This window comes from Rhizobium sp. T1470 (assembly GCF_042140505.1).
GTDB lineage: Bacteria > Pseudomonadota > Alphaproteobacteria > Rhizobiales > Rhizobiaceae > Rhizobium > Rhizobium favelukesii.
Genome location: NZ_CP148091.1, coordinates 3046458 through 3066557 on the forward strand (window position 1 = coordinate 3046458; position 20100 = coordinate 3066557).

The 20100-nt window shown below is 60.1% G+C and carries 21 protein-coding genes and 3 pseudogenes; 15 read left to right on the top strand and 9 right to left on the bottom strand.

The annotated features are described in order from the left end of the window. The first annotated feature begins 45 nt into the window (after nt 1-45). Nucleotides 46-849 carry an aminoglycoside phosphotransferase family protein gene (locus WGT02_RS15355; RefSeq protein WP_208250026.1) on the top strand — a complete coding sequence of 268 codons (804 nt, stop codon included), beginning with the start codon at nt 46-48 and terminating at the stop codon, nt 847-849. A 119-nt stretch (nt 850-968) separates the two neighbouring features. On the opposite strand, the gene WGT02_RS15360 is transcribed toward WGT02_RS15355, so the two are convergent. The 3 genes from WGT02_RS15360 to WGT02_RS15370 all read right to left on the bottom strand — a co-directional run bounded on the left by WGT02_RS15360 (nt 969) and on the right by WGT02_RS15370 (nt 3035). Next, a complete protein-coding gene (locus WGT02_RS15360; RefSeq protein WP_024317083.1) occupies nt 969-1382 on the bottom strand; it encodes a DUF1801 domain-containing protein in 414 nt (137 codons plus the stop codon). A gap of 79 nt (nt 1383-1461) precedes the next feature. Beyond that, nucleotides 1462-1887 (bottom strand): DUF1801 domain-containing protein, encoded by a 426-nt coding sequence (locus WGT02_RS15365; RefSeq protein ID WP_029710263.1) that lies wholly within the window; start codon nt 1885-1887, stop codon nt 1462-1464. 146 nt (nt 1888-2033) lie between these two features. After that, the gene (locus WGT02_RS15370; protein ID WP_208250024.1) at nt 2034-3035 is read right to left on the bottom strand and encodes an NAD(P)H-binding protein; all 1002 of its coding nucleotides are present in this window, start codon (nt 3033-3035) and stop codon (nt 2034-2036) included. Nucleotides 3036-3128: 93 nt separating this feature from the next. Between WGT02_RS15370 and WGT02_RS15375 the strand changes: the two are divergent. Continuing rightward, nucleotides 3129-3834, top strand: a pseudogene (locus WGT02_RS15375) (LysR family transcriptional regulator); the annotation flags it as partial. Nucleotides 3835-3915: 81 nt separating this feature from the next. Beyond that, a pseudogene (locus tag WGT02_RS15380) lies at nt 3916-4866 on the top strand (IS630 family transposase). Between the two features lie 248 nt (nt 4867-5114). On the opposite strand, the gene WGT02_RS15385 reads toward WGT02_RS15380, so the two are convergent. Next, the gene (locus WGT02_RS15385; RefSeq protein WP_007790042.1) at nt 5115-5396 is read right to left on the bottom strand and encodes a DUF2188 domain-containing protein; all 282 of its coding nucleotides are present in this window, start codon (nt 5394-5396) and stop codon (nt 5115-5117) included. A gap of 5 nt (nt 5397-5401) precedes the next feature. Further along, nucleotides 5402-5530 carry a hypothetical protein gene (locus WGT02_RS15390; protein WP_263622793.1) on the bottom strand — a complete coding sequence of 43 codons (129 nt, stop codon included), beginning with the start codon at nt 5528-5530 and terminating at the stop codon, nt 5402-5404. A gap of 99 nt (nt 5531-5629) precedes the next feature. On the opposite strand from WGT02_RS15390, the gene WGT02_RS15395 reads away from it, so the two are divergent. From WGT02_RS15395 to WGT02_RS15410, 4 genes are all read left to right on the top strand, one after another. Beyond that, nucleotides 5630-6727, top strand: coding sequence for a calcium:proton antiporter (locus WGT02_RS15395; RefSeq protein ID WP_024317087.1), 1098 nt, complete (start codon nt 5630-5632; stop codon nt 6725-6727). 176 nt (nt 6728-6903) lie between these two features. Further along, entirely contained in the window at nt 6904-7173 is a 270-nt protein-coding gene (locus WGT02_RS15400) for a hypothetical protein (protein ID WP_208250022.1), read from the top strand. Further along, a complete protein-coding gene (locus WGT02_RS15405) occupies nt 7166-7510 on the top strand; it encodes a DUF1488 domain-containing protein (protein WP_318246552.1) in 345 nt (114 codons plus the stop codon). The genes WGT02_RS15400 and WGT02_RS15405 overlap by 8 nt, the downstream gene beginning before the upstream one ends. 516 nt (nt 7511-8026) lie before the next feature. Next, nucleotides 8027-9364: an IS4 family transposase gene (locus WGT02_RS15410; RefSeq protein WP_197901934.1), complete on the top strand. Its 1338-nt coding sequence runs from the start codon at nt 8027-8029 to the stop codon at nt 9362-9364. Nucleotides 9365-9413: 49 nt separating this feature from the next. Here the strand turns inward: WGT02_RS15410 and WGT02_RS15415 are convergent, their stop codons facing one another. Beyond that, the gene (locus WGT02_RS15415) at nt 9414-10616 is read right to left on the bottom strand and encodes a pyridoxal phosphate-dependent aminotransferase (protein WP_208250019.1); all 1203 of its coding nucleotides are present in this window, start codon (nt 10614-10616) and stop codon (nt 9414-9416) included. Nucleotides 10617-10670: 54 nt separating this feature from the next. Further along, nucleotides 10671-10970, bottom strand: a complete 300-nt coding sequence (locus WGT02_RS15420; protein ID WP_024313840.1) for a hypothetical protein — start codon at nt 10968-10970, stop codon at nt 10671-10673. 19 nt (nt 10971-10989) lie between these two features. Here WGT02_RS15420 and WGT02_RS15425 point away from each other — a divergent pair, with 19 nt between their 5' ends. From WGT02_RS15425 to WGT02_RS15435, 3 genes are read left to right on the top strand one after another with little or no spacing between them, the layout of a single operon-like run. Beyond that, on the top strand, nt 10990-13326 hold the full coding sequence (locus WGT02_RS15425) for a marine proteobacterial sortase target protein (RefSeq protein ID WP_208250017.1): 2337 nt from the start codon (nt 10990-10992) through the stop codon (nt 13324-13326). Then, the gene (locus WGT02_RS15430) at nt 13323-14105 is read left to right on the top strand and encodes a class GN sortase (RefSeq protein ID WP_208250015.1); all 783 of its coding nucleotides are present in this window, start codon (nt 13323-13325) and stop codon (nt 14103-14105) included. Before WGT02_RS15425 ends, WGT02_RS15430 begins: the two co-directional genes overlap by 4 nt. Nucleotides 14106-14161: 56 nt before the next feature. Continuing rightward, entirely contained in the window at nt 14162-15307 is a 1146-nt protein-coding gene (locus WGT02_RS15435; RefSeq protein ID WP_208250580.1) for a PQQ-dependent sugar dehydrogenase, read from the top strand. A gap of 8 nt (nt 15308-15315) precedes the next feature. On the opposite strand, the pseudogene WGT02_RS15440 reads toward WGT02_RS15435, so the two are convergent. Continuing rightward, a pseudogene (locus tag WGT02_RS15440) lies at nt 15316-15789 on the bottom strand (DUF3052 domain-containing protein). Nucleotides 15790-15899: 110 nt separating this feature from the next. On the opposite strand from WGT02_RS15440, the gene WGT02_RS15445 reads away from it, so the two are divergent. From WGT02_RS15445 to WGT02_RS15455, 3 genes are all read left to right on the top strand, one after another. Next, on the top strand, nt 15900-16814 hold the full coding sequence (locus WGT02_RS15445) for a DMT family transporter (RefSeq protein WP_208250013.1): 915 nt from the start codon (nt 15900-15902) through the stop codon (nt 16812-16814). 467 nt (nt 16815-17281) lie between these two features. Next, complete coding sequence (locus tag WGT02_RS15450) at nt 17282-17497, top strand: cold-shock protein (protein ID WP_007534130.1); 216 nt, start codon at nt 17282-17284, stop codon at nt 17495-17497. Nucleotides 17498-17637: 140 nt separating this feature from the next. Next, on the top strand, nt 17638-18051 hold the full coding sequence (locus tag WGT02_RS15455; protein ID WP_024313846.1) for a BA14K family protein: 414 nt from the start codon (nt 17638-17640) through the stop codon (nt 18049-18051). Between the two features lie 63 nt (nt 18052-18114). On the opposite strand, the gene WGT02_RS15460 is transcribed toward WGT02_RS15455, so the two are convergent. Continuing rightward, on the bottom strand, nt 18115-18762 hold the full coding sequence (locus tag WGT02_RS15460) for an MBL fold metallo-hydrolase (protein WP_208250012.1): 648 nt from the start codon (nt 18760-18762) through the stop codon (nt 18115-18117). A 193-nt stretch (nt 18763-18955) separates the two neighbouring features. Between WGT02_RS15460 and WGT02_RS15465 the strand changes: the two genes are divergently transcribed. Continuing rightward, nucleotides 18956-19564, top strand: a complete 609-nt coding sequence (locus tag WGT02_RS15465) for a DUF1236 domain-containing protein (RefSeq protein WP_024313848.1) — start codon at nt 18956-18958, stop codon at nt 19562-19564. A gap of 236 nt (nt 19565-19800) precedes the next feature. Next, nucleotides 19801-20067, top strand: coding sequence for a hypothetical protein (locus tag WGT02_RS15470; protein ID WP_024313849.1), 267 nt, complete (start codon nt 19801-19803; stop codon nt 20065-20067). Nucleotides 20068-20100 lie beyond the last annotated feature (33 nt).

Consider the following 20100-nt stretch of genomic DNA (forward strand, 5'->3'; position numbering starts at 1 on the left):
ATCTGGCGGGATTTTCTTTTTCCAGCGCCCTGTTAGCATGACGCCATGTTCTTACCGCACATCAAGCGCTGGCGACTGAGCGTCGACGGCGAACCGATCATCACCCATTCCAGCCACCTGTTGCCCGTTTCCTGGGACGGCAAACCCGCGATGCTGAAAATCTCAAGCGATGCGGCCGAGCGGGCTGGCGGCGCCTTGATGCAATGGTGGGACGGCGTCGGCGCAGCCAGGGTGTACGCGCACGACAGCGAGGCCGTTCTGCTCGAGCGCGCGATGGGCCGCCGCTCGCTTCTGGCAATGGCAATGGACGGCGCCGACGATACGGCAACCCGCATCATTTGCAGCACGGTTGCAAAGCTTCACGCCCCGCGCGAACGCCCCCGGCCCGAGCTCATTCCGCTTGCCCGCTGGTTTCGCGACCTCGCGCCTGCGGCAGACGTTTATGGCGGCATACTGGCTCGGTGCAACCTGATTGCCGCAGCACTGCTTGCCGACAACGGCGATCCCGTCGTCCTGCACGGCGACATCCACCACAACAACATCCTCGATTTCGAACAGCACGGGTGGCTGGCGATCGACCCCAAGGGCCTCATCGGCGAACGCGGTTTTGATTACGCCAACATCTTCGTCAACCAAGACCTTCCGACAACAAGTACTCCCGGCCGCCTGCGAAGGCAGCTTGGCATCGTCGCGACCGAGGCAGGCCTTGAGCCGAAACGCCTGCTGCAATGGATTGCTGCCTATTCGGGCCTGTCAGCTGCCTGGTTTCTCGGCGACGGATCGACGGAACTGGCCGAAAGTCCACTCGCTGCGGCGCGCATTGCGCTTGCCGAACTGCAGCAGGGCTAGCCGCGCCGTCCATCCAGCGCGCCGTGCTCGGATCCTGGCGTCGGACGCCCTGCCGGAGCGAGGCCGGGTACAGCGAAGAAACGCCACTATGCTGCAATCCGTCAGAACAACCGTTGGCGTTACGCCTCTTTGGTTTTGCGCGCTTTCGCCTTGGCGGGCGCGTTCTTCTTCAAGTTGTTCTTGTTGTAATCGATAGCGGCCCGGACGAGTTTCTTGAGAGCGGGCTCATTGATGTCATCGCCCTCGAGGAAATCGATGGCGCGCCGCGCGTTGCCTTCGAGGCCCGCATTGAAGAGCTTGGCAGGATCCGGGATGTTCGCCCCATGAGCAAAGGTAAGCTTCACCTTTCCCTTGTGCGCGTTGGCAACGGCGATCATTCCGTCGCGGGACCAGACCGGGCTTCCCATCCACTTCCATTCCTCGATTATCTCCGGGTCGACCTCGAGAATGGTCTTACGGACACTGGCGAACGTCTTGCCGCGCCAGTCTGAGATTCCTTCGATCAATTGATCAATGCGTTCCGATGCATCCATTGTATCCAATTCCTCCAATTCCAACCTTGCGGCAATCCCTTCACCAACCCTCCAACGATGAGAATGCCTCGTAGCGCTCTCACATTCGTTCACCAGGCAACCGACTTGCCTGTCTCACCCAGTCGGCGAACTGAGCCTCATCGAGCTGGTCGTCTTCACGGATATCGAGGTAACGCACCTCCTTCTGTTTTGACACCCCTGGGGGCACCGGCTCCAGAGAGCTGCCGCGGAAGAAAGCCACCTTGATGTACTTGGTGAAGCAGTGAAAGCTCAGGAACCAGCCCTCACCCTTGATGCCGTAGAACGGCGAGTTCCATTTGACTGCCTTATGGACGTCGAGCACGGTTCGCCCGATGAGCGCATCCAGACGGCGTCCAAGGTCGCTTTTCCAGCCTGGCATGGCGGCGATGTAAGCCTGTACGGGCGCATCGCCTTCGGCTTTGGCAATCTGGGGATTGCCGTCTGAGAGCAGTGTCGGCCTGGTTCCACTCGCTGTCTTGGTCATTGTCCATCCTCTTGAGCCGACCTTGGATATGATCGCTCTTTGAATTGGCGGCCTCGGTCACGCGCGCGCCGTGACGCAGCAACGGCGACACGCTCGACATCAAAGGCTATCCGCAGACGCCTTGGCAATGCAACCCTAAACAGGTGCTAGTGGACTGCCTGCACCAACGCGTGCTCCGGCCCTGCTGGCGGCATGCAGCCGAGCGAGACCAAGGAGGCGCGAACGGCCTCGTCGATTGGCGTATTCGGCTCGCTGCCGAGCGCGCAGACCAATCGTTCATTCGACATCCGCAGCGGTTCTTGCCAGAGATAACGCATCTCCTTCAGCTCACGCATGAACGTGACGAACGGAGCGGCCAGCGGCACGATCCACCAAGGAAAGTCCTGCGTCCTTGTTGCCTTGCCGGCCACCCGCTTGATCGCAGCCACCATCTGGCAGCCATCGGCGTCCCAGAAGCCGTCCATGTGATAGACGGCAAACGATGGCAGGCGGTCAGCGCATTCGACGAGACGGACCATCGTTTCTGCAACATCAGGCAGATAGGCCCATTGATGCCCGACACCGCGCCGCGCCGGATTCTTGACGGCGTTCACCGGCTTTCCCGGTGTGACCATGCCCTGCGAGAACCAGCTGTTGGCGGCTCCCGGTCCGAAGAAATCGCCGGCGCGCACAATGATGACCGGTACGCCGCTGCGCGAGGCCACCTCCAGTCGCCGTTCCATTTCGACGCGGATCGCTCCCTTCACCGTCACAGGGTGTTGCGGGCTGTCTTCTCGAAGGACTGGAAATGCATCCGGTCCGAAATTATAGACGGTACCCGGCAGAACGATGCGCGCGCCGACCGAACGCGCGGCTGCGATGGTGTTGTCGAGCATGGGAAGGACGAGCTTGTCCCAATCGCGATAGCCCGGCGGATTGACTGCGTGGATAATAAGGCTGGCGCCTTGCGCCGCAGTCATGAGATCGTTGGCGTGCATCGCATCGCCTTGCACCCAATCGAAGTCGGGCGCTTTCGCGCGGACCTTTGCGGCATCCCGGTTCAGCGCCCTCACCCGCCAACCGCGTGCGGCGAGCTTCCGAGCGACCTCGCCTCCGATCCCGCCTGTTGCACCGAGCACCAAAGCAACCTGCCCATTGATTTCAGTCATGATGGTCTCCGTCATGTTCGACTGACCCGATCATGCCCGCATTTCTACATAAACAAAATTGACGAAATTCGTAGGGCCGATATACATAAATACATGAGCAGAGAACCCGACTGGCATTTCTACCGAACGCTGTTGGCCGTGCTGGACCACGGATCGCTTTCGGCGGCAGCGCGTGAATTGGGCCTGACGCAGCCGACGGTCGGGCGGCACATCGATGCGCTGGAGGACGCGATAGGCTCGCAGCTCTTCGTCCGCTCACCGAACGGTCTTTTGCCGACCGATGCAGCGCTTGAATTGAAGCCTTATGCCGAAACGCTCGCGTCGACATCCGCCGCCCTCATGCGAACGGCGTCGGGGCATCGCGAGGCGAGTTGCCGGCACAGTCAGGATAAGTGCCAGCGAGGTCATCGGTGTCGAGGTTCTACCGCCGATCCTCGCACCGCTGATGGCGGCCCATCCCGAGCTCAATATCGAGCTCTCGGCGTCGGACGCCATCGAGGACCTTCTCAATCGGGAGGCAGATATCGCCGTACGGATGGCAGAGCCGGCGCAGGATCAGCTTCTTTTCCGGCGCATCGGAGAGATACCGCTCGGCTTTCACGCCCATCGACGCTACCTCGCCCAGCACGGCATGCCGCAGGAGATGGCCGACCTCGCAGGACACCGCCTTGTCGGCTTCGACCGACAGACAGCCTACATCCGGACCATGATGGCGCGCTTTCCAATGCCGGACGGCCTCCCCTTCGCTTTCAAGAGTGATAACCCGCTCGCGCAGATTTCGGCGATTCGCGCCGGCTTAGAGCATCGCACTTGAATTGAGAATCGAGTGGGGTTTTCACGAGGGTATTGGTGTGATTCACTGCGGTTGGAGGTGAATCACATGGGTAAATCTCATTCTGTTGATCTTCGTCAGCGTGTTGTTTCCATGGTCGCTAGCGGCCAATCACGGCGAGCCGCTGCCCGTCATTTCGCAATCAGCGACAGCAGTGCGATCAAGCTGCTGCAACGCCGGGAGCGGACTGGGCTGATAACCCCCGCGCGTCAAGGAAGGCCACCAGGTGCAGGGAAACTGTCGGCGTTTCGCGATTTCCTGGTCGCACAGGTCGAAGGCAAACCGGATATCACCATGCCAGAGCTTGCCCGTCGCCTTGAGGATGAACATGGATTGGTTATTCCACCATCGTCCGGTTTTTGATAACGCAGGGATACACATATAAAAAAACAGATAATGGCGTCGGAACGCGCTCGCGCTGATATCCGAAAGGATCGTGATGTCTGGATTTCGAAACGCCAACCCCGGATGCGATTTGAACCGCATCGACTTGTTTTCTTGGACGAAACCTCGGTGAACACAAAGATGGTGAGACTGCGTGGGCGCTCCCCGCGCGGCGAGCGTCTCATCACGGATGCGCCCTTTGGCCACTGGGGGACACAGACATTCATTGCAGGCTTGCGCTGTTTCGGTCTTACTGCGCCCTGGATTATTGACAGGCCGATGAACCGGGAAATCTTCGACACCTACATCGAGACCCAGCTTGCGCCGACACTCGAACCAGGCAATGTCGTCATCCTGGATAATCTTCGCGTTCACAAGAGCGATAAAGCCAAAGCCTGCCTCAAGGAAGTTGGTGCGTGGCTCCTGTTTCTGCCGTCTTATTCGCCAGATTTGAACCCGATCGAAATGGCCTTCGCCAAAATTAAGGCCCATCTCCGAGCCGCCGCCGCTCGCACGTTTGACGCACTCTCAAATGCGCTCGGATCCATCTGCAACCTCTTCAACAGCCAAGAATGGCGAAACTATTTTACAGCCGCAGGCTATGGGTTCGATTAAAGGTACGGCGCTCTAGGGATTGGAATCTGCCAGACCGGCCTCGCAGCGCGGGAGCCGGATCTGCTGCCGGTCCTGCCGGAGCTTTTCCGGATACCTCTCGACACTTGGGTCGTCATGCACGAGGGGATCAAAACGGCACGCCGCTATCGCGTCACATTCGACGCACTGGTCGACGGCCTGATGAATTACGTGAAGGCAACGGCGCGCAAGCGCCCGGGCTGATCATCGTTTGGACGATAACCGTATGCTCATGCGCGAGGCGAGGCTTCGCTTGAATGGCTTTTCCAGGTGCCGTCGACCACCTCGGTCTCCGGCCGGTCTCCGCCTTCGGCATACTCCTCATGCCATTTACCCTTATCATCCTGCCAGCTGATCTCCGCGGAATCACCGCCAACCTGCTGTTCGGCCGCAACGATACGGGCTGCTTCGAGCGCTTCGGAGTGTGTCGGGAATGCTTCCGAATAGACATTGCCCAACCGGTAGGCCCAGCCCCCGTCGTGAGGAACGACCTCGTAGACCACCTTGACCATGCATCTCACTCCACTTCTTCTTGTTTCGCGCTCGAATACTGACCGGATTGCATCCAGTTCTGCGCGGGCCGCGTTGCAAGAGACGAGAGGGCGCCGCGATGTGCTTCCGGCTGACCGATGGGGTAGTATTCCATTAAATTCTCAAGACTGCAAACGCGCTCCCTCCCCGTGCTCGCTTGCCATGCAAAATCATCGCTTTAGACTTGCCCGATGATTCAAGATCGGAGCTTTCCGTGGATATCGTGTCGCGACTGAAAGACGAAATGCTCTTGGTATTGGCGATGGTGGTCGCGGCTGTCGCCTATGTGACGGAACATGCGGTTCTTGAGATGGGGCGCGGGATATCGCTCATCGCCGCAGCCCTCCTTGTCGCCACCATCGTCTTTGCCTCGGTTCGCGTCGCCCACCATGCGGAGGTGCTGGCAATCAAGGTCGGCGATCCCTACGGCACGATGATCCTGACGCTGTCGGCCGTTGCCGTGGAGGTGATCATCCTCGCCATCATGATGAGTGGCGAAAGCTCCCCCACGCTCGTTCGCGACACGATCTATGCGGCCCTGATGCTCGACATCAACGGCATCCTTGGCCTTGCCGCCCTACTCGGAGGCTTGAAGCACGGAGAGCAGCCATACAACGACAACTCGGGAAAGACCTATGGCGTTATGATCCTCACTGCGATGGGTATCTCGATGATCGTCCCTGAATTCGTGCCGGCGGATAAGTGGCACTTCTACTCCGCCTTCACCATCCTGGCGATGATCGCTCTTTACGGCCTCTTCCTGCGCATGCAGGTCGGCCAGCACAGCTACTTCTTCAGCTATGCCTACCCTCGCAACGAACGGAAGAAGACCGATCCAAAGGAGCACTCGAGCGAGGATTCCACGGCCGCCTCGATCGCCACGATCCTGATCGGCGTGGTCATCATCGGCCTCCTTGCGGAGTTCATGGCCACCTTCATGACGGAGGGCCTGCGGGACACCGGCGCTCCCGTTGCCCTGACCGCCATCGTCGTCGCAGCGATTTCCGCAGCGCCTGAAATCCTGACGGCGCTGCGTGCGGCGCTGCGCAACCGCATGCAGGCGACCGTCAATATCGCCATGGGCGCGTCGCTGTCGACTGTCATCCTCACGGTTCCGGTGATGGAGGCGATCGCCCTCTATAGCGGCCAGCCCTTGATCATGGCGATGACACCGGTCCAGACCGTGATGGTGGCGATCACCCTGGTTGCGGCGGCCATCAACCTCAACGACGGCGAAACCAATGCCATAGAAGGCATGACGCATTTCATCCTCTTCGCAACGTTCCTGATGCTGTCGGCATTGGGGCTTTGATTGTGTGAAATGTGTCCGATCGTTCTGTCGCTACGGCGAGCAGATCGCACCTTGCAATTCGTATGCGTGCACACCATGTCCATGGTATCGGCGGCATCTCAAACGGACGCTGCCCCGTGCGGACGATCAGGAGCGTTCCAGCCCCACCAAAGCCAGCCCCAACAAAGGAGGACAGCATGTCTTCCGGCTCCAGCATAGAGTGCAATGTAACGTTCGCCCATCCGTTCGTTCTAAAGGCGCAGATGATTGCGTTGGAAGCCGGGCCTTATCGGCTGATCGTCGACGAGGAAGAGATCGAAGGCCTTCGATTTTCCGCCTTCAGGAGAACCAGGACCCATCTCGAAATACCGGCGATTGCAACGCGCATCGGCACCAGGCAGCGGCTGAGTGTGTCTTCGCAGGAAATCGAAACTGCCCTTCCCAAGGATGCCAGCACCGGTGAGTGATGCTGCCGGCAGACCGCGCGACGGCGATCTTGCCGACAACGCGATCCAACAGAAGAACAAGAGGCGCATTATGGCAATCGCATTTCCCAACCGCGCCAGAAGTTATGACGAAACCGCCAGGCGCATCCGCTTCCTCGGCCATGATGGTATGTTCGAGATTCGTTTCTCGATGGATATTGACGTGCTGACGAAGGGACCTTGCCCGGCAGCCACATCGGAACGCGACTATCTCGCGGGATTTGACGGGCTTCGAACCCGAATTCTAGATGTCGCCAAACGCGTGTACGGTTCTAAACGACAAAATTCGATCATCCTGAAACTGTCGGATTTCAGATAGCAGATTGATCGCTGGTTCGTTTTTCCTGCACCAAAGCCCTTATCGAAAACCAACCCTACAACGAGGACCCGCCGCATGCATGAACCATGGAGCAAAAGCCGCGAACGCGCAGAAGCGGCGTTCGGCTTGACACAGACACAAATGTTGTCCCGCACCAAGGAGGCTTTGAAAATCGACGCCGTCGCTACCGCCAGAAATGAGAAGACTGCGCGACTGAGGGCGATGCGCCTTGAGCAAGAAGCGCACGCGCGGGCCGGGAAATCGTCCCATGCAACGCCGATCACGGAATGACCGAGGGCACCTGCGGCGCATTTGGGCGTTGGTTTGGTTGAAGCGATCCCACCGGATCGGGCGCAAGCGGCGCCTTGCGGTACGAGGTGGGGAACATGGCGCTCCACGCTGGGAATTCGGTCGATCTTTCATCTCAGCCGGTTGGCGACGCCGAGCAACAAAAAACCCGCCATTCGCCGTAATGCAGTTCACTTAGTGAGCTGCGGGCAAGTTTGATGGTTCAGGATGGGGATTCGTTTTCCCATCCTGTTTTTGTTTGTGATGTCACGCACCCTTGGACATTCGGCCGAATTATCGGCTCTTTCGCAGGCGATCGACCCGGACTGGATCGCTCAGGCTCTCGCCACGACAGGCAAGGCGAGCATCCGCAAGCGCAAGCTGCCAGCCGAGCAGGTCGTCTGGCTGGTGATTGCGTTGGCCCTTTATCGTCATCAGTCGATCCCGGAGGTGGTGGCCCATCTTGATCTGGTTTTGCCCGATGAGGTCAACGCGGATATTGCCAAGAGCGCGTTGACACAGGCACGGCAGCGCTTGGGTCAGGCACCGTTGGCGCAGTTGTTTGCAATGAGTGCATCATGCTGGGATGAACGCCACCAATCCGGGCGTGCCTGGCGGGGTCTTTGTCGTTATGCCGTGGACGGCAGCACGCTGCGGACGTCCGACAGCCCGGAGAACCGGGCGCATTTTGGAGCGCAGGCCTACGCGTCTGGCGTTGTCGCAAGCTATCCGCAATTGCGGCTGCTGACGCTGACGGCGCTGGCGACGCATCTGGTGCGTGATGCGGTGTTCGGAGCCTATGGCACAAACGAGATGCTCTATGCCAAAAGCCTGCTCGACCGGGTTCCGGACCATTCGCTGACGGTCTTCGACAAGGGCTTCTTCAGTGCCAGCCTTCTCTTGCAATTGCAGACGAAGGGACATGAGCGTCACTGGCTGATTCCGGCCAAAGCCAACAGCACATGGGAACGACTGGATCCGCACCCCACCGATTATCGGGTGCGCATGAAGGTCTCGCCCCAGGCGCGGCAGGCAGAACCGGACTTGCCGGCCTTCTGGGAGGTCAGGGCCATCGAGACGACCACCAGCCATGGCAAAAAGCGCATATTGTTGACATCGCTGATGGACAGACAAACTTATCCGGCAAGCGAAATCGTCCATCAGTATGAAGAGCGATGGCGCATCGAGACAAGTTATCGCGAACTCAAGCAGGAGCTTCTCGGTAGCGAACTGACCCTGCGAAGCGGCACGCCGGAGACTGTCTATCAGGAGGTCTGGGGCGCGTTGCTGGCCTACAATCTGGTGCGGCTCGAAATGGCAGAGGTCGCGACCGAAGCCCAAGTCGAGCCAACCCGACTAAGCTTTATCACAGCCCTGCATTACCTGCGTCACGAATGGGGATGGATGGCGATCGAAGCACCCGGCAAAATCCCCGCCCACCTCACCAGATTGAGAAACAGATTGGCAGACTTGCTGCTGACAGAAAAACGGGGGCGATCATGCCCCCGTGTCGTCAAAAAACTGCCTGCCAGATACCCGATAAGAGCCGTAAGCAAACCTAAGTGAACTGCATTACGCCATTCGCCGGGCTTTTTGCATTTCGTTCCTGAACTGCTTACTTGCAGGCGCCGCAGAAACGCTGGATGCGCTTGCAGGCTTCCTCAAGCAGCGCTTCCGAGGTCGCATAGGAGATGCGGAAGTTCGGACCAAGGCCGAAAGCCGAGCCATGAACGACGGCGACACCTTCGCTTTCAAGCAACTCGGACACGAAGTCCTCGTCCGTCTCGATAACCTTGCCAGAGGGCGCGGTCTTGCCGATCAGGCCGGCGCAGGACGGATAGACGTAGAACGCGCCTTCCGGCGACGGGCACGTGATGCCCTTGGCCTGGTTCAGCATCGACACGACGAGGTCGCGGCGGCCTTCGAAGATCTTCTTGTTCTGAGGGATAAAGTCCTGCGTGCCGTTCAGCGCTTCGACAGCGGCCCACTGGGCGATCGACGTCGCACCCGAGGTCTGTTGACCCTGGATCATGTCCATCGCTTTGACGAGCTGGATCGGACCTGCCGCATAGCCGATACGCCAGCCGGTCATCGCATAGGCCTTGGAGACGCCGTTCATGGTCAGCGTGCGGTCGTAGAGCTTCGGCTCGACTTCGACAGGCGTGACGAACTTGAAGTCGCCATAGGTCAGATGCTCGTACATGTCGTCGGTCAGCACCCAGACATGCGGATGCTTGAGCAGCACGTCCGTCAGTGCCTTGAGTTCGGCATGCGTATAGGCAGCGCCCGACGGGTTGGACGGCGAGTTGAAGACGAACCACTTCGTCTTCGGCGTGATCACCTTGTCGAGATCGGCCGCCTGGAGCTTGAAGTTGCTTTCCTGCGTCGCCGAAACGATGACAGGCGTACCGCCGCACAGCGCCACCATCTCCGGATAGGACACCCAGTAAGGGGCTGGAATGACGACTTCATCACCCGGGTTCAGGGTCGCCATGAAGGCGTTGAACAGAATCTGCTTGCCGCCGGTGCCGACGATCGTCTGCTCCCAGGCGTATTCCAGGCCGTTCTCGCGCTTGAACTTCGCGGCAATCGCCTTGCGCAGTTCCGGAATGCCGGATACCGGCGTGTACTTCGTTTCGCCGCGATTGATCGCGTCGATGGCGGCCTGCTTGATATTGTCTGGCGTATCGAAGTCGGGCTCACCGGCACCGAGGCCGATCACATCGCGTCCTTTGGCTTTCAGCTCGCGCGCTTTCTGGGAAACGGCGATGGTGGCTGAAGGCTTCACACGGGAAAGAGCATCGGCAAGAAAGGCCATGATATCGGTCCTATACGGTTGATTTGGGCAGAAAGCCGGGACCGGAGTTCTGCGCTAAGCTCTATGTCCAATGTCAGCAGGCATTTCAAGCGCAAAGGCGTGATGGTGCCAATGATTCTTCGTGATCAGTCGGCTCACGCGATTGTCGATTCGCGACATCGCCCACTCGGCCCGATGCACCATTTTGCGAAGCACTTGAATCGGTTTCTGAAGAGAGCCCGATTTACGCCCTGAAATCAAAAACTTCGCCTTTTTCAGGCTTTGCCACGAATTGGCCGCAACAAATGCCGCGGCATGCCGCAATTCGGTCGCGAGCACGCCGAGATCGAAGCCGCATCTTGGTGCATCCGACATTGGTTATTGAGGGCATACCATGTTTCTGGAAGACGAGTTCGTCATAAGGCGCGTTCGCGCCAGTCGCGTATCCATCTCATTGCTGGTTGCATTCGTGGCTTTCGCCGCGTCGATCCTTATGACGTTCGGGCTCGTCACGACGGTTTACGCCGAACAAAGCCAGCAGACGGTCGAGCAGCTCGCCGGCCTCGTGCGGCCGAACGACGTCAACAGCGGCTCCCTCCTCCTTCCCGCCAGGGAGCCCGGCTTCTTCGTCGAGGCACCGCGCCAAAAGACCGATGTGCAGATGGATGTCTCCGGCCCCATCGCGCGCGTCAAGGTCACACAGCGCTTCCAGAACCCAAGCAAGGGTTGGGTCGAGGGCACTTACGTCTTTCCGCTGCCTGAGAATTCCGCCGTCGACGTGCTGAAGATGCAGATCGGCGAGCGCTTCATCGAGGGCCAGATCAAGCCGCGTCGGGAAGCGCGCGAGATCTACGAACAGGCCAAGGCGGAAGGCAAGAAGGCAGCCCTTCTCGAGCAGCAGCGGCCCAACATCTTCACCAACCAGGTCGCCAACATCGGCCCCGGCGAAACGATTGTCGTGCAGATCGAATACCAGCAGGCGGTCCACCAATCCGGCGGCGAGTTCTCGCTGCGCTTCCCGATGGTCGTCGCCCCCCGCTACAATCCGGCGCCAATCGTCCAGACCGTGGAATTCAACAACGGCGCAGGCTTCGCAATTCCGAACGATCCGGTGGAAAATCGCGAGAAGATCGAGGCTCCGGTTCTCGATCCGCGCGACAACGCCAAGATCAACCCCGTTGCGCTCACCGTCAATCTGAAGGCCGGCTTCGTGCTCGGCGACGTGACATCCTCCTTCCACGACGTCGACATCCAGCAGGACGGCGACCAGAACCGGATGATCTCGTTGAAGGGCGAGAGCGTTGCGGCAGACAAGGACTTCGAACTCACCTGGAGGGCTGCGCCCGGCAAGACGCCAAGTGCCGGGCTTTTCCGTGAAGTCGTCAACGGCAAGGCCTACCTGCTCGCCTTCGTCACACCGCCGGCAACGCCCGATGCATCCTCGCCCGCAGCCAAGCGTGAGGTCGTCTTTGTCATCGACAATTCCGGCTCCATGTCCGGCCCGTCGATCGAGCAGGCCAAGGAAAGCTTGGCGCTTGCCATCTCGAAGCTCAATCTCGACGACCGCTTTAACGTCATCCGCTTCGACGACACGATGACCGACTACTTCAACGGCCTCGTTGCAGCCTCGCCCGACAATCGCGAGAAGGCCATTGCCTACGTTCGCGGATTGACCGCCGATGGCGGCACCGAAATGCTGCCCGCATTGCAGGATGGCCTGCGCAACCAGGGCCCCGTCGCCAACGGCGCGCTTCGTCAGGTCGTGTTCCTGACCGATGGCGCGATCGGCAATGAACAGCAGCTGTTTGCCGAGATCAGCCAGAACCGTGGCGAGGCTCGCGTCTTCACCGTCGGCATCGGTTCGGCGCCGAACGCCTATTTCATGACCAAGGCCGCCGAGATGGGCCGCGGTACGTTCACCCAGATCGGCTCCGCCGACCAGGTCGCTGGCCGCATGGGCGAGCTCTTCGCGAAGCTTCAGAACCCGGCAATGACCGACATCGCGGCAACCTTCCAAGGCGTCAAGGCAAAGGATATCACCCCGGCTCCGATGCCTGACCTCTACACCGGCGAGCCGGTCGTCCTGACCGCCGAACTGCCGGAAGAAAAACCCGCCGGCAAGCTCCAGATCATAGGCAAGACCGGCGTTCAACCCTGGCGCGTCGATATGGATATTGCCAAGGCTGCTGACGGCCAGGGAATTTCGAAGCTTTGGGCCCGTCGCAAGATCGACGACCTCGAAGCCCGCGCCTACGAGCGCGAGGACCGAACCTCCCTCGACAAGGACATCGAGACGGTGGCGCTCGCCCATCACCTCGTCTCGCGGGTGACCAGCCTCGTCGCAGTCGACGTCACGCCGTCGCGTCCCGCCGGTGAGCCGCTTGGCTCGGCAAAGCTGCCGCTCAACCTCCCTGACGGTTGGGATTTCGAGAAGGTCGGCGGCGAGGACGTCCGGCCCGCACCTGCCAGCGCGCCCGATCACGCGATAACAACGCCCCAGCAGGAATTTGCGCAGCTGGCAGCATCGCGTATGGCTGCTGCCCCGACGGCGAAAGCAGCCGGGCTGATTGCCCAGAAGTCCGCGTCGGTAAAGCTGCCGCAAACGGCAACGCGTGCTGACGAAAAGATTGTCCGCGGCATCGTCATGTTTCTCGCCGCACTGATGGCGGCAAGTGGGCTTGCCGTCTGGCGCCGGCGCGTGCGCGGCGTCTTTGCAGGAGCCAAGCCATGACGCCCGCCAGCGCAAGATCAGGAGTTCGAAACCAGGACGTGGACGAGTTCGGCCCGCTTCCGACCTACCTCGAGCTCGCCATGGCGACGGCTGCGGCGACCGCCTACGATGCAGCCACCGAGCGCGAGAACCGCTCGCTCCTGCCCAGTCTCTCCGTCGTCGAGAAGGCAATTGCCGTCAGCATCGCCCTCCTTGCTCTCTACGGAACGGCACTGGTCGCCGATGGACTCTACATCAAGGCCAAGGCGGAATTGTCACAGATCCTCCTGAAGCGAGCCTTTGCCGCCGAACTCCGCGGCGAAGACGCCAAGCCCTGGCCCTGGGCGGATTTCACGACCGAGGCGGAGGTGACTGCGCCGCGCCTCGGCAAGCATGCGATCGTCCTGTCCGGCGCCTCCGGCGAGGCTCTGGCCTTCGGCCCCGCCTGGCTCACCGATACGCCCCAACCCGGCGATGAAGGGACCTCCGTCATCGCGGCCCATCGCGACACGCATTTCCGCTGGCTGAAGGATGTCAAACCGGGCGACGAAATCGAGGTCACACGTCGCGACGGCAAGGTCTTGACCTTCAAGGCGGGCGAAGGCCGCATCGTGCCATGGGATCGGAGCGGGATCGATCCGGCAGCGCAAGGTCGCCATCTGGTGCTTGCGACCTGCTGGCCTTTCGGCGCGACGCAACGCGGCCCGCTGCGCTATATCGTCGAAGCGGAACTCGCCGATCCGCAACCGACCGGCGCGATACCATCGACAAACACAAAGCCGTTATCCCGAGCCGAATGAGGTTGAAGCAGGTGTCGGATGCTCCACGTTGATCAGGACAGGCAATGGGACGGACCATGACGATCTTTGCAAAGCTTCACGTCGGCTTCTTTCTAGCAGCCGCGGTCTTTCCCTCCCCAAGCTTGGCGGCCGATGCGGTCAAGACGAAGACCGTCGAGGTTCAGGTCGATACGATTGCGACCGGGCTTGAGCATCCCTGGGCCGTGGAGGTTCTTCCCGACGGCTCTTATCTCGTCACCGAACGACCGGGGCGGCTGCGCATAATCCGTGACGGCAAGCTCTCCGCTCCCATTGCCGGCGTACCCAAAGTCAGTGCCCGCGGTCAGGGCGGCCTGATGGATGTTGCGCTCGCACCCGATTTCGCAACGAGCCGCAAGATATTCCTCACCGCTGCCATAAGGGCCAAGGGCGGCTCCGGCACCGAGGCCTTCAGCGCCACGCTGTCAATGGACGGAACCAGGCTCGATGACGTCAACTCCATCTTTGCGATGACGCGCTTCACCGGTGGCAATATCCAGTACGGTTCCCGCATCGCCTTCGCCAAGGACGGCTCGCTGTTCATCAGCATCGGGGACCGCGGCGACAGGGATCGCTCGCAGGACTGGAAGGACGACGCCGGCTCCATCATTCACATCAACGCTGATGGCAGCATTCCTGACGACAATCCTTTCAAGGACGGCGCCAAGGCGCTTCCGGAAATCTGGTCGAAAGGCCATCGCAATGCGCAAGGCATCGCCTTCGATGCCGCCGACGGCAAGCTCTATACGGTTGAGCACGGCGCGCGCGGCGGCGATGAGATCAACGACATCGAGCCCGGCAAGAACTACGGCTGGCCGATCATCACCTATGGCCGTGATTATTCCGGCGCCGAGATCGGCGAAGGCACGGCCAAGGAAGGACTTGAGCAACCTCTTTATTATTGGGACCCGTCCATAGCGCCGGGAGCGCTCGTCATTTACCGCGGCAAGATGTTCCCCGAATGGGATGGCAATTTTCTTGTCGCGGCGCTGAAGTTCCAACTGCTTTCGCGTTTGCAGCGCGACGATGGCGGAGCCTTCGTCGCCGAGGAGCGGCTATTCGATGGCTCCTATGGCCGCATGCGTGATGTGGTCGTCGCGCCCGACGGCGCCCTGCTGATCCTTACGGATGAAGACGATGGTGCATTGCTCAGGGTGTCTCGAGCACCGGCGGACAATGGCTGATGCGAAGCCTAGAGACCGGCGCGCAGTTCCTTTCGGATCATGAACTTTAGCCCCGACCACGTCTCGTCTATTGCGCAGACTTTTACGTCAACCAGCCCCAAAGGCAAAAAAATCGATCGCAGCACGTCTTCGGTGATTGTTGTCGGCATTCACGCGGCTTTCTTGGGCCAGGAAATCCAGAGCATCCCGTCGGGCCTGAGAACGCCGGACAAAGACTGCGCCATATCTTCCAGACGTGGCAGGCGGGTTTCGAACACGTGCACATAGTCGAAGCGACGCTCGATCACTGCCGGGACGGCCGTGTCGACAGAGGAGAAATGGAAGCCTCTAAGCTCAGCAATGTCAGGCACGCCGACCAGCAGTGCCGCTCGCCCTTCCTTGAGGCCAAGCTTTCGCGTGAGTGAACTGCCGGAGTATCCAGCCGGCGCAAGCGGAGCCTTTTCCTCGCGTTCCAGGGGCAATGAACCCGCTTTCGTCGTCATCGGTTTTTGCTCTCATGGGCTGACGCCTCGCGACAGTCTTCACCCTTGCCCCAACGAAAGGCAACTGCTAACGCTCGACGACACCCCCCTCTCCCCGCATCGAGGACGAAATGACGCGCATTCAGGCGAACCTTCTTTTGTTGCTTGCAGCTGCCATCTGGGGTGGCGGCTTTGTCGCGCAGTCGACGGCAATGAAGGCGATCGGTCCGTTCTGGTTCATTGGCCTGCGCTTCATGATCGCTGCGCTGGCGGTTCTGCCGTTCATGCTTTTTGAGGCACGCAAGGGCCCGGTCAAGACCGCGCCTCGCCACCTCAAGCTCTACCTGCTGACCGGTCTTGCGCTGTTTGGCGGCGCCGCCACCCAGCAGATCGGCCTGCAGACGACGACGGTGACGAATTCCAGCTTCATCACCGGCCTCTACGTGGTGATCGTGCCATTGATCGCCGTGGTCTTCCTGCGCCGCTCTCCGCACTGGATCATCTGGCCCGGTGCGATCATGGCCGTATCCGGCATATACTTGCTGTCGGGCGGACAGCTGTCGGCACTGACGACCGGCGACCTGCTGACGGTCGTTTGTGCAATCTTCTGGGCCGGACAGATCACACTGGCTGGCACCACGGTATCTGAAACCGGCCGTCCGCTTGCCCTCTCGGCCGCTCAGTTTGCCGTTACCGGCGCCTGCGCGCTCGCCGTTGCGGTCGTCACGGAGCCGATCAGCTGGGCGGCGATATGGGCTGCGGCCCCGGAAATTCTCTATGTCGGGATCTTCTCCTCGGGTGTCGCCTTCTCGCTTCAGATCATTGGCCAGCGCTACACGACGCCATCGCAGGCAGCCATCTTCCTGTCCTCTGAAGCGCTCTTCGGCGCGTCGCTCGGCGCCCTGCTGCTTGGTGAAACCATGCCGCCGCTCGGCTACGCCGGCTGCGCACTGATGTTCACCGCCATGCTTCTGGTTGAAGTGGTGCCCGAAATAGCGCGCCGTCGCGCTTCGGGCAGACTGAAACCGAGCCCAAATTTGAGTTGAACGTTCGGAAAAGAAAAAAACTTTAGCTTTTACGCAGTCGCGTTAGCGTTGCATTTTTGGCAAAATCTGCTCCCAAACTATATTGCCAACAATATAAAGCGTGCCTCCACGGCTGCTGACGAATGAAATTTTGCTCCGCGAGCGCAAAAATGCGGCCTGAAGGCAGCCGCCGGCACAAACGCGTTAAGAAACTTTTGCTTGCCAAAATTTAATAATCGCAGCACTCTCACCTTTGTTCGGGCATTTTGCGAGCATGGGAAGTCCTTTAAGAATGTGCGCGCCGGAGACGCTAATATTCCGGTCAGCCAGTTCCGAGAAAGCGGGCGTCAGTCCCGTGGTGAGCTTGGTTGTGCTAGAGGGGACCTTTTTCTCACATTTCAATGATTGCCTGCCAACGTCTCCGCGAGGAGGCATTATCAGTGATGCTGCCCGTGTGGATGGCGGGCGGAGATAAAAGGACCTGACGCATGGCCGAGACTGGCACTGTAAAATTCTTCAACACCGACAAAGGCTTTGGCTTCATCAAACCGGACAAGGGCGGCGCCGACATCTTTGTACACATTTCTGCCGTTCAGGCTTCTGGCTTGGCCGGACTGACGGAGAATCAGAAGGTTAGCTTCGACACGGAGCCGGACCGCCGCGGCAAGGGCCCCAAGGCTGTCAACCTGCAGATCGCAGGCTGAGCCTCCAGCCAACGCTGTCAATTCGAGTTGAGCCCGGCAGCAATGCCGGGTTTTGTCATTCAGCCTGTATTCAGATCGCAGCCCTTACCTTGCCATCATCAAGGTGCAGAACCGGAATCGGTTAAAACAGGGAAAGACAAATGAACAGGCTTGCGAAGACCCTCCTTATGACGGCAACCGCTGCTGCCCTCACGGTATCATCGATCGGCGTTGCTTCGGCTGGTGATTGGCATCGTCATCACCACGGCGATGACGCGCTTGTTGGCGGCGCTGTCGGCCTTGCAACGGGTCTGATCGTCGGCTCTGCCATCGCCAGCGCGCCGCGTTATGATGAGCCGCGCTATATCGATCCGCCGGTCTATGAGCCGGAATACGAAGCAGTGCCGGTCTATCGCGCTCCCCCGCCCCGCTACTATCGTCCGGTCGCTGCCGACGTCGAGCCTTGGACTGCGCAGTGGGAACGCTACTGCTCCTACCGCTACCGGTCGTTCGATCCGCGCAGCGGCACGTTTATCGGCAATGACGGCCGGAGCCACTTCTGCAACGCCGGCTGATGTCTGAACGCATGATCAAACACCAAGCGCCGCCACTCAGCGGCGCTTTTGTTTTGTTGGTGCTCAGATCTGCTGCAGGAAGGGATTGCTGCGTCGCTCGTCACCGATCCGGCTGCCCGGCCCGTGCCCGCAAATAAAACCAACGTCATCGCCCAGCGGCAAAACCTTGTCGCGGATGGAGTCGAGCAGTTGCTGGTGATTGCCACCTGGCAGATCCGTCCGACCGATGGAACCGTTGAAGAGTACGTCGCCCAGATGGGCGAAGCTTTGCGCGCGATTGAAGTAGATGACATGGCCCGGCGCGTGGCCCGGTGTGTGATACACTTCGAACTCGTGCGTGCCGAAAGAAACCTTGTCGCCATCCTTCAGCCAGCGATCCGGAACGACGTTCTGCATGCCCGGTGGCAGGCCGTACTTCTGCGCCTGCGCCTCGATCCGCTGCAACAGCGGAAGATCGTCCTCGTGCGGGCCAACGATATCGATGCCCAAGGCTTGCCTGAGCTCCTTGGCACCACCGGCGTGGTCAAGATGGCCGTGCGTCAGCCAGATCGCCTTGATGTCAAGCGCGTTCGCCGTGATGGCCTCAATGATCGCCGGCACGTCACCACCGGGATCGACCACGACGCCTTCCTTGGTCTCCGGATCGAAGAGGATCGTGCAGTTCTGCTGAAAGGGTGTCACCGGAATAATGCCGGCCTGGAGCATGCCCATGAGTGCCTCGCTTGTCTCTGTCCCGTGTCGCTATAGTCCGAAACTGCGCCGCGCGCAGCCCGCGATTTTGTTCGGCCACCAGCCGCGCTGGAGTTTAACACATCGATACAATCGTTTACCGGCGAAGCCCACCGCAGGGGAACCTCGCCATCAGCCAAACGTTACTTGGCTGTATAAGACAAGGAGAAACGAGATGACCCTGAAGCGAAATCTGTTCCTGGCTGGCGCGATCGTCGTGGGAAGCGCCGGTCTTGCCCAGGCGGACATGGCTGCCACGGCCATCAACGATCTGAACGTTCGTGCCGGCCCTGGTCCGCAGTACCCATCCCTCGGCATAGCGACGCGCGGTTCCCAGGCGATTCTGGACGGCTGCATCCAGGGAAGCCGCTGGTGCCGGGTTGACGTCAACGGCGTCCGTGGCTGGGTCTATGCCGAGTATCTGCAAGTTCAACAGGGTGGCAGCAGCGTCATCGTCGAGCAACACCAAGTCGATCTCGGCGTTCCTGTTGTGACCTACGAGACGACGGCAAGCGTCGCTCCCGACCCGGCTCCAGGCGACGAGTTGCTGGGACCGGTTGGTTCTGTCGAGGCCATCAGCCCGCCTGAGACGGTCACGACCTATGTTCAAACCAATCCGGCTCAGACCGTTCGCCTCCGCGGTGATGTCGTCGTCGGTGCAGCGCTGCCGGGGGATGTGACATTCCAGGAAATTCCGGACTATCAGTATCGATATGTCCGCATCAACGATCGGCCGGTCCTTGTGGATCCCGCTACCCGTCGCATTGTTTACGTCTACGACTGACTTTGACGCACGACATGGAAAAGGCGCCTTCGGGCGCCTTTTCCATGGGACAGCGTGGAAAACTTTCACGCATGGGTTGCTCTCCATTCCACTCCATATTCAATCATGATAAAATACTGATATTCAGACGATATCCCTGCTCCCGGTCGGACGTCGGATCGCCTGTATGGCTGGCTATCCTTTCGGACCGCGCAGCCGGCAGTGGCGTTTTGAGGAAACGCAAAAGGAGGGAAATCGTGGAAGCCTTATTGCCCATCATCACACAAGTGATAGCAGGGGCCGTCGGCGGCAATGTCGCAAGCGGCGCACTGAAGCAGGTTGCAATCAATGCCGTTGCCCGGACGATCGCCGGCGCAATCGGTGGCATTGGTGGCGGCATGCTTCTCAGCATGGTCGGCGGCGAAGCCGCAATGAGCGGTCTGATTGCCGACGGAATCGGCGGCCTGATCGGCGGCGGCATCCTGTCGACGATCGTCGGCGCAGTAGCCGCTCGCGCAAGGTAGACAGCGCATCGAAAAACGGCCGAGCTCGCGAGG

What these genes read in the sequence shown, in the direction of transcription:
- WGT02_RS15355 (WP_208250026.1), top strand. Translation starts at nt 46, where the DNA reads ATGTTCTTACCGCACATCAAGCGCTGGCGACTGAGCGTCGACGGCGAA.
- WGT02_RS15450 (WP_007534130.1), top strand. Translation starts at nt 17,282, where the DNA reads ATGGCCGAGACTGGCACTGTAAAATTCTTCAACACCGACAAAGGCTTT.
- WGT02_RS15455 (WP_024313846.1), top strand. Translation starts at nt 17,638, where the DNA reads ATGAACAGGCTTGCGAAGACCCTCCTTATGACGGCAACCGCTGCTGCC.
- WGT02_RS15420 (WP_024313840.1), bottom strand. Translation starts at nt 10,970, where the DNA reads ATGTCGGATGCACCAAGATGCGGCTTCGATCTCGGCGTGCTCGCGACC.
- WGT02_RS15435 (WP_208250580.1), top strand. Translation starts at nt 14,162, where the DNA reads ATGACGATCTTTGCAAAGCTTCACGTCGGCTTCTTTCTAGCAGCCGCG.
- WGT02_RS15465 (WP_024313848.1), top strand. Translation starts at nt 18,956, where the DNA reads ATGACCCTGAAGCGAAATCTGTTCCTGGCTGGCGCGATCGTCGTGGGA.
- WGT02_RS15370 (WP_208250024.1), bottom strand. Translation starts at nt 3,035, where the DNA reads ATGACTGAAATCAATGGGCAGGTTGCTTTGGTGCTCGGTGCAACAGGC.
- WGT02_RS15445 (WP_208250013.1), top strand. Translation starts at nt 15,900, where the DNA reads ATGACGCGCATTCAGGCGAACCTTCTTTTGTTGCTTGCAGCTGCCATC.
- WGT02_RS15385 (WP_007790042.1), bottom strand. Translation starts at nt 5,396, where the DNA reads ATGGTCAAGGTGGTCTACGAGGTCGTTCCTCACGACGGGGGCTGGGCC.
- WGT02_RS15460 (WP_208250012.1), bottom strand. Translation starts at nt 18,762, where the DNA reads ATGGGCATGCTCCAGGCCGGCATTATTCCGGTGACACCCTTTCAGCAG.
- WGT02_RS15415 (WP_208250019.1), bottom strand. Translation starts at nt 10,616, where the DNA reads ATGGCCTTTCTTGCCGATGCTCTTTCCCGTGTGAAGCCTTCAGCCACC.
- WGT02_RS15360 (WP_024317083.1), bottom strand. Translation starts at nt 1,382, where the DNA reads ATGGATGCATCGGAACGCATTGATCAATTGATCGAAGGAATCTCAGAC.
- WGT02_RS15430 (WP_208250015.1), top strand. Translation starts at nt 13,323, where the DNA reads ATGACGCCCGCCAGCGCAAGATCAGGAGTTCGAAACCAGGACGTGGAC.
- WGT02_RS15365 (WP_029710263.1), bottom strand. Translation starts at nt 1,887, where the DNA reads ATGACCAAGACAGCGAGTGGAACCAGGCCGACACTGCTCTCAGACGGC.
- WGT02_RS15425 (WP_208250017.1), top strand. Translation starts at nt 10,990, where the DNA reads ATGTTTCTGGAAGACGAGTTCGTCATAAGGCGCGTTCGCGCCAGTCGC.
- WGT02_RS15410 (WP_197901934.1), top strand. Translation starts at nt 8,027, where the DNA reads ATGGGGATTCGTTTTCCCATCCTGTTTTTGTTTGTGATGTCACGCACC.
- WGT02_RS15390 (WP_263622793.1), bottom strand. Translation starts at nt 5,530, where the DNA reads ATGGAATACTACCCCATCGGTCAGCCGGAAGCACATCGCGGCGCCCTC.
- WGT02_RS15400 (WP_208250022.1), top strand. Translation starts at nt 6,904, where the DNA reads ATGTCTTCCGGCTCCAGCATAGAGTGCAATGTAACGTTCGCCCATCCG.